Source organism: Neorhizobium sp. 2083 (assembly GCF_031455615.1).
GTDB lineage: Bacteria > Pseudomonadota > Alphaproteobacteria > Rhizobiales > Rhizobiaceae > Neorhizobium.
The window spans coordinates 1-1,010 of record NZ_JAVDTC010000031.1; the positions used below are offsets into that span (position 1 = coordinate 1).

1 protein-coding gene is annotated in these 1,010 nt (G+C 66.0%); it reads right to left on the reverse strand.

What is annotated here, in order from left to right; all coding sequences use genetic code 11:
- Positions 1 to 1,010 (reverse strand): hypothetical protein (locus J2X76_RS31575; RefSeq protein ID WP_310221897.1); only part of this gene is annotated, 1,010 nt, incomplete at both ends.

Genomic DNA, 1,010 nt, shown 5'->3' on the forward strand with positions numbered 1-1,010 from the left:
GTGCCGCCGAGGTTGACCGGCGTGAACTCGCTCTGCGCCTCGTCGTCAAGCGTCGCGGAACCGAACACGATCGAAGCGACCGGAGCCGGCGTGTCGTCGTTGACGTCGACCTTCAGCGTCGCATTGGCCTTGTCGCCGTCGCCGTCCGTCACCGTCACGCCGAACGACAGCGTCTTGCTTTCTTCGATGCCCGGGAAGGTGAAGCCCTGTGCGATCGGCGCACCCAGCGTGAACGTGTAGGAACCGTCGGCCTTGATCACCAGCACCGCAGCCGGCGTACCGGCCGGATAGTTGAGGCTCGTCGCCGTGAACGTCGTCGCACCGTCGGAACCGACGACGCCCGCACCCCAGGAAACTGCTTCCGTCTGCGCAAAGCCCTGCGCGTCCTTGTAGATCACGTCGAAGGCCGGGCCCGAAAGCGCAACCGACTTCACACCGTCCGCACCTGCCGTGAACAGTGCACCCGCCGCACCCGATACCGTGTTGTAGTTCGGGTTCGCATCGAACCCGCCGCCGTTGTTGGCCGGCGTGAACTCGCTCTGCGCCTCGTCGTCCAGCTCACGCGACGCCGTCACCGTCCCCTTCGAGACCGGCGTGTCGTCGTCCACTTCGACCTTCAGCGTACCGGTCGCCTTGTCGCCGTCGCCGTCCGTCACCGTGAAGTCGAACGACAGCGACTTGTTGTCTTCCGAAGTGCCGACCGTGTCATGCGCAACCGGCGCACCCAGCGTCAGCGAATAGGAACCGTCGGCCTTGATCACCAGCACCGCAGCCGGGGTACCGGCCGGATAGTTGGCGCTCGTCGCCGTGAACGTCGTCGCACCGTCGGCACCGACGACGCCCGCGCCCCAGGCAACCGTTTCCGTCTGCGCAAAGCCGTTTGCGTCCTTGTAGATCACGTCGAAGACCGGACCCGAGATCGCAACCGACTTGACGCCGTCCGCGCCTGCCGTGAACAGCGCACCTGCGACACCCGTCGCAGTCGCAACGTTCGGGGCAACGTCACCCGT